Origin of the sequence: Alteribacter populi, from assembly GCF_002352765.1 — a bacterium.
GTDB lineage: Bacteria > Bacillota > Bacilli > Bacillales > Salisediminibacteriaceae > Alteribacter > Alteribacter populi.
The window spans coordinates 262,630-269,143 of record NZ_KZ293963.1; the positions used below are offsets into that span (position 1 = coordinate 262,630).

The window sequence follows — 6,514 nt, forward strand, 5'->3', positions numbered from 1 at the left end:
TCATTACTATGAAAGAAAAAATCCGTGTGCTTATTGCTAAACCAGGACTTGATGGACACGACCGTGGCGCATTGGTTATTGCTCAGGCGTTAAGAGATGCAGGTATGGAAGTCATTTATACCGGTTTAAGGCAATCACCTAAACAAATCGTTCGTGCAGCACTTCAAGAAGATGTCGATGCCATCGGTTTGTCGTGTTTGTCAGGCGCTCACAACGTTTTGTTTCCGGAAGTACTCCGGTTACTAACGGAAGAGGATGCGGAAGATGTTATCGTCTTTGGTGGAGGAGTGATTCCACATCAAGATGCCAAAGTATTAGAAGAGCAGGGAATTAAGAAAATATTTACGCCAGGGACGTCAACAAAAGCTGTAGCTGCTTATATTGACCAAGCTGTGAATGAGAAAAGAGGGTCTGAGAAAAAGCTGCTCTCTCCTCCGGGTGGAGTCGACCATATAGGGATAGCCGTTCATTCGATTGAAGATGCTTTACGTTTTTATGCTGATCACCTTCATTTAAAAGTAGAAGCTGAGACGGAAGTACCATCAGAGGGTGTAAAAGTAGCGTTTATCCCAGTAGGGAATACAAAGCTTGAATTACTCGAACCATTGACAAGAGATAGTCCGGTAGCGAAATTCCTTGAAAAAAAAGGGGAAGGGATTCATCACATCGCTTTTTCCACTCATTCATTAGAAGATAGAATTGAACAATTGAAGCGTGAAGGTGTACCTGTCCTAAATGAAGAACCAAAAGTAGGCGCTGGCGGTTATCCGATTGCTTTTTTGCATCCTAAAGCTGCAAATAATGTTCTCGTAGAATTGTGTGACCCGTCTAGAAAGGGAGAAGGTGTAAAATCGTAATGGACATGTTTGATAAAATTAATGAACTATATGATAAACGAAGGGCCATCGAGCTAGGCGGTGGCGATGAACGAATCGAAAAACAACATGAAAAAGGTAAATTGACCGCGCGTGAACGAATTAATTTACTAGTAGATGAAGGAACATTTGTTGAACTTAATCCGTTTATTGAGCACAGATGTCTTGACTTTGGCATGGAACAAGGGTCTGCGCCAGGAGAAGGGGTCGTTACTGGATACGGGAAAGTAGATGGACGGACGATTTTTCTGTTTGCTCAAGATTTCACCGTGTATGGTGGAGCCTTAGGTGAAATGCATGCAAAGAAAATTGCCCAGGCAATGGATTTAGCTGTAAAAAATAAGGCGCCATTCGTTGGGTTAAATGATTCGGGCGGTGCTCGAATTCAAGAAGGTGTGCTGTCTCTTGATGGATATGGACACGTTTTCTATCGAAATTCGATTTATTCAGGTGTTATTCCACAAATTTCTGTCATTATGGGGCCGTGTGCCGGTGGAGCTGTATATTCACCCGCAATCACAGATTTCGTATTTATGGTTGAAAATACGAGTCAGATGTTTATTACCGGACCTAAAGTCATCGAAACCGTCACTGGAGAGCAAATAAGTAGTGAAGAACTTGGCGGAGCTTCTGTTCACGGTGCGATCAGCGGCAATGCTCATTTTTCATGTTCTACAGAAGAAGCAGCCTTACAGGGAGTACGGGAGTTATTAAGCTATTTACCGCAGCATAATGAAGAATTTGCACCAATGAAAGAAATCACCAATGATCAACGTGATTTTCTGCATGATATTCCCGATGTTGTACCCATTGATCCTTCAAGACCTTACGATGTTCGGAAAGCACTAGAGATGGTAGTAGATGAAGGCTCCTTTATGGAAGTGCATGCTAAGTTTGCGAAAAATGCCGTTGTTGGATTTGCTCGAATTGATGGCCGTTCTGTTGGCCTAGTAGCAAATCAGCCAAAAGTGATGGCAGGTGGACTGGATATTGATTCTTCTGATAAAATTTCACGATTTATCAGGCTTTGTGACTGCTTTAATATCCCGCTGATTACTTTTGAAGATGTAACAGGATTCTTTCCAGGCGTTAAGCAGGAGCATGGCGGAATCATTCGTCACGGAGCTAAAATTCTATATGCCTACTCAGAGGCGACAGTACCAAAAATTACAGTAATCACGCGAAAAGCATACGGTGGAGCGTACGTGGCATTGAATAGTAAAGCGATCGGTGCTGATCTCGTTTTTGCTTGGCCGAATGCAGAAATAGCAGTAATGGGCCCCCATGGAGCCGCGAATATTATTTTTGCAAAAGAAATTCGCGAAAGTGAAAGCCCAGAAGAGACCCGTCAAGGTAAGATCGAAGAATATCGAGAAAAATTTGCGAATCCTTATGTTGCTGCAGCAAACGGGATGGTCGATGATGTGATCGATCCAAGAGAGACAAGAGTTAAGCTTATTCAAAGTCTCGACATGCTGCAGAAAAAGTCAGAAGAGCGTCCATATAAAAAACACGGAAATATTCCGTTATAGTTAGGGTTGCGAGGGTTCCTGGGTTTGAAAAAACTCTTACAGGGACAAAGGAAAGGGAGTTTGTTATACTAAGAGAGCAAAGAGACGATAGTATTGGAGGCAATGGAATGATCAATCAACAGCGGTTAGTCGATGAGTTTACGGAGCTTGTTAAGATCGATTCGGAAACAAAGTATGAAACAGAGATTGCAAAAGTATTAAAGGAAAAATTTGAAGCGTTAGGTGTACTCGTCAAAGAAGATGATACGACTTCTGTAACCGGGCACGGAGCGGGTAACTTAATTTGTACACTCGAAGGTCCAAAAGACGTAGATCCTATTTATTTTACCTCTCATATGGATACGGTTGTACCTGGAAAAGGTGTCAACCCGATAATGGAAGACGGATACATAAAGACAGATGGTTCTACCATACTCGGAGCTGATGATAAGGCGGGACTAGCTGCAATTTTAGAAGCGATTCGCGTCTTACAGGAAAACAATATTGAGCACGGAACGATTCAATTTATCATTACAGTGGGGGAAGAATCCGGTCTTGTAGGAGCAAAAGCATTAGATCCGGCTGATATTGTTGCCAAATATGGATTTGCTCTCGATAGTGACGGGAAAGTAGGAAATATTATCGTAGCTGCTCCGACACAAGCAAAAATAAAAGCTGCGGTTTACGGAAAAACGGCTCATGCAGGGGTAGCGCCGGAAAAAGGCGTTTCTGCGATTACCGTAGCCTCAAAGGCAATTGCCCGTATGCCTCTCGGTCGTATAGATGAAGAAACTACAGCAAATATCGGTCGTTTTGAAGGTGGAAGCCAGACGAACATTGTTTGTGATCGTGTTGATATTCTCGCTGAAGCTCGTTCATTAGTTGCACCAAAAATGGAAGAGCAAGTTGCCAAAATGAAATCAGCATTTGAAGAAGTAGCTGAAGAGATGGGCGGTCGTGCAGACGTAGAGATTGATGTTATGTACGCTGGCTTTAAGCACGAAGAAGGCGATGCCATTGTAGAGACAGCGAAAAAAGCAGTTCAAGCTGTCGGACGTGAACCGAAGCTTCTTCAAAGTGGAGGCGGAAGTGACGCGAACATTATTGCAGGACACGGTGTGCCGACGATCAACCTCGGCGTTGGTTATGAAGAAATTCATACGACAAATGAGCGAATGCCAATTAAAGAACTAAATAAAACAGCAGAACTGGTTGTAGCTTTAGTTAAAGAAGCAGCTAAATAAAACAGTAAAACCCTCTTTAAAAAGGACTACTTTTTAAGAGGGTTTTTTGTTTTGCTTTTAAAAAGTACAAGAACAACTAAGGATGACCATTTGTGAAAAAGTGTGACAAATTGTGGGTTTTAACACACAATTTGGCGAATTATGGTATTATAAAAGAATCTGATCTACTAAACTATACAAGTTAAGGAGTCGTGACCTCATGGAAGATTACCGCAATTATCACCTTCTAATGAATTATATAAGAGGCATTGCCAAAATACTTGAAGAAGAATGGCAGGCGAGCGCTCGAGATCGAGGCCTGACACTAGCTGAACAACACGTAATGTGGATTGTTTACTTAGAGGAACGAGCTTCTATTTCTACAATTGCAAAAGTGGGGCTGTGGGATCGCTCCACAGTTATGCAAGTAATTAAGCGTCTTCTGAATAAAGGTTTTGTAAAAGTACTCAAAGATGAAAGGGATCTCCGTGTCTCCTATGTGATGTTAACAGATGAAGGATTAGTAAAGCGCGGAGAAACACAAGAAGGAACCTTTCGATTATTCGATTTTATTGAATCCTATAAGAAAGATCATCCTTCTTTTATCGAAGATCTCGTCACTTTTCATCGTGAGGCCAACCAAGAATTTCATGGAAAAGAGTTCGTTGATTGGGTGGAAAGAACAGCAAAATAGAAAGTAAATGATATCACAACATTAGGACAAGTATTAAGAAACAAGTTCGCATAGATTGTTGTTTTATATTGATAAATCGAAGGAGCGAAAGGCGGCGACTCCAGCGGGAAAAGCAACAATGGATGTCGCACTTATGCTCCTGAGGTGAAAGCGTCTGCCTGTAGCGGATTTGAGTGATATTTTGATCAAAAAACAACAAACTTTACGAGAACAGCTTTAAGTATCAAGGTATATTTCCCTTGAACGGGCGGTGTGAAGGGAGCTGCCCCCATACAACTCTTTTCAAAAAGAGCCAGCGGTTACTTATTGAAGTAAACCATCCGGCTCCTCTACTTCACCAAATTCCATAGATTCTAATATCAACTCTTCCGAATACCCTATTCTATCAGAAAGCTGCTCTATAGAAGGAGAAGGCCACTCGTTTTGTGCATAGTATTTTAAGGCTTCGACAATTAAGGACAGAACCGAATTATAGATGGTCTGGTTTTGGACAATTTCCGTCATCAATTATGACCACCTTTCATTTTATTTCATTTATCATATCATACTCTTGCACTCCAAAAAGCTTGAGGAATCTATTAAATAGTAAAAAATAGTGCCTTTCCATAGGGGACTATTTTTTGGGTTTATGAATAAATTGACGAACAACATTTGATTATTTTCGCTGTTCTGTTCATGATAAAAGGAGGAGGGGGTACGATGGAAAGAAAAGAAAAAAAGCGAGGGCGAATTATTTTTCATGTTGACATGAACAGCTTCTATGCCTCTGTGGAAGCAGCATATGATCCTGATTTAAAAGGGAAGCCACTGGCGATTGCCGGCAATGTAGAAGAACGCAAAGGTATTGTCGTCACTGCGAGTTATGAGGCTAGAGCTATGGGTGTAAAGCCACCGATGCCTCTTTGGGAAGCAAAGAAAAATTGCCCACAACTCATCGTAAGAACACCGGACTTTGATAAATATCGTAAAGCTTCGACTCATATGTTTCAAATGCTTTATGAATATACCCCTCTTGTAGAGCCTGTTTCCATCGACGAAGGATATATGGATGTGACTTATTCTGACACACATTTTTCTCCTCTTGAAATGGCAAAGCATATCCAAAACCGGTTATTGAATGAATTGAGCCTGCCTTCAAGCATTGGTATAGCCCCTAACAAATTTTTAGCGAAAATGGCCAGTGATATGAAAAAGCCTATGGGAATTACCGTTTTACGTAAGCGGCAAGTAAGGGAGATTCTTTGGCCATTACCTGTTATTGAAATGCATGGTATTGGAGAAAAAACTGCAGAAAAACTAAAAAAATTAAATATACAGACGATAGGTCAGCTTGCTTTAACAGATCCAAATAAGCTCAAGTTAACATTGGGTATTTCCGGGTTGAAGCTTCATGAACGTGCACATGGAATTGATCAGCGTATCGTAGATCCGGATTCGGTAGGAGACTTCAAAAGTATAGGTAATTCAACAACGATGCCAGAGGACATAACCGATCCCGCAAAAATTAGAAAAATACTAATGAATCTAGCGGACTCGGTGGCACGAAGAATGAGAAAAAAAGGTGTCTACGCAGGAAATGTGCAGTTGACAATCCGCTACCACGACCGGAAAACAATCACTCGTAGTAAAAAATTACCTTATCCAGTCAGTTCTCACCAGGACTTGTATGAAGCTGCCTGGCGCCTCTGTGAACAGTATTGGTCACATGAACCGATTCGATTATTAGGAGTGACAGGGATGGATTTGGTTGAAAAAGGCCATGCCTACAAACAGTTAGATTTATTTTCATATGAAAAAGACATGAAAAATGACCAACTAACGACAACGGTAGATAAGATCAGAGATAAATTTGGTGAGAACATATTGTTAAAAGGAGCTCAACTTTCAGAGGACCGTAGTGACCTATTGCGGGATAAAAAACGACGAGGCACTAGTTTAGAAAAAGATTTTTTAGGTGATCATCTATTTGATGATGAGTAAGAACCATAAACTGGTTCTTTATTTTTTTGTCGTTTAGGAATTTATATTTGCTTAGGTTGTCGATAACTTTTTAGTAATTGGAGGCTGCTGAATAAGTAGAATACGCCTACATGGCAAGAGGATATGCTCTTTCTCATGGAGAGAATCTGCAAGGAAATAACTTTTCTTTTGCTAAAAGCCTTGGCTTGATTTTGAGAGAGCCAAGGGTGCTGCTGCAATGGCGGAGACTCC

General features: G+C 41.1%; 6 protein-coding genes. 5 read left to right on the forward strand and 1 reads right to left on the reverse strand.

Annotation, left to right across the window (positions count from 1 at the left end):
* The first annotated feature begins 8 nt into the window (after positions 1–8).
* From mce to CDZ94_RS01335, 4 genes are all read left to right on the forward strand, one after another.
* Positions 9–857 carry a methylmalonyl-CoA epimerase gene (gene mce, locus CDZ94_RS01320; protein ID WP_096434743.1) on the forward strand — a complete coding sequence of 283 codons (849 nt, stop codon included), beginning with the start codon at positions 9–11 and terminating at the stop codon, positions 855–857.
* Complete coding sequence (locus CDZ94_RS01325; RefSeq protein ID WP_096434744.1) at positions 857–2,407, forward strand: acyl-CoA carboxylase subunit beta; 1,551 nt, start codon at positions 857–859, stop codon at positions 2,405–2,407. Before mce ends, CDZ94_RS01325 begins: the two co-directional genes overlap by 1 nt.
* A 107-nt stretch (positions 2,408–2,514) precedes the next feature.
* Positions 2,515–3,630, forward strand: coding sequence for a M20/M25/M40 family metallo-hydrolase (locus CDZ94_RS01330; RefSeq protein ID WP_096434745.1), 1,116 nt, complete (start codon positions 2,515–2,517; stop codon positions 3,628–3,630).
* Positions 3,631–3,829: 199 nt separating this feature from the next.
* On the forward strand, positions 3,830–4,303 hold the full coding sequence (locus tag CDZ94_RS01335; protein WP_096434746.1) for a MarR family transcriptional regulator: 474 nt from the start codon (positions 3,830–3,832) through the stop codon (positions 4,301–4,303).
* A gap of 303 nt (positions 4,304–4,606) precedes the next feature.
* Here CDZ94_RS01335 and CDZ94_RS01340 read toward each other — a convergent pair whose 3' ends face one another.
* Positions 4,607–4,807: a hypothetical protein gene (locus CDZ94_RS01340; protein ID WP_096434747.1), complete on the reverse strand. Its 201-nt coding sequence runs from the start codon at positions 4,805–4,807 to the stop codon at positions 4,607–4,609.
* A 195-nt stretch (positions 4,808–5,002) separates the two neighbouring features.
* On the opposite strand from CDZ94_RS01340, the gene CDZ94_RS01345 reads away from it, so the two are divergent.
* Positions 5,003–6,283 (forward strand): DNA polymerase IV, encoded by a 1,281-nt coding sequence (locus CDZ94_RS01345; RefSeq protein WP_096434748.1) that lies wholly within the window; start codon positions 5,003–5,005, stop codon positions 6,281–6,283.
* Positions 6,284–6,514 lie beyond the last annotated feature (231 nt).

What these genes read in the sequence shown, in the direction of transcription:
- mce (WP_096434743.1), top strand. Translation starts at nt 9, where the DNA reads ATGAAAGAAAAAATCCGTGTGCTTATTGCTAAACCAGGACTTGATGGA.
- CDZ94_RS01340 (WP_096434747.1), bottom strand. Translation starts at nt 4,807, where the DNA reads ATGACGGAAATTGTCCAAAACCAGACCATCTATAATTCGGTTCTGTCC.
- CDZ94_RS01345 (WP_096434748.1), top strand. Translation starts at nt 5,003, where the DNA reads ATGGAAAGAAAAGAAAAAAAGCGAGGGCGAATTATTTTTCATGTTGAC.
- CDZ94_RS01330 (WP_096434745.1), top strand. Translation starts at nt 2,515, where the DNA reads ATGATCAATCAACAGCGGTTAGTCGATGAGTTTACGGAGCTTGTTAAG.
- CDZ94_RS01325 (WP_096434744.1), top strand. Translation starts at nt 857, where the DNA reads ATGGACATGTTTGATAAAATTAATGAACTATATGATAAACGAAGGGCC.
- CDZ94_RS01335 (WP_096434746.1), top strand. Translation starts at nt 3,830, where the DNA reads ATGGAAGATTACCGCAATTATCACCTTCTAATGAATTATATAAGAGGC.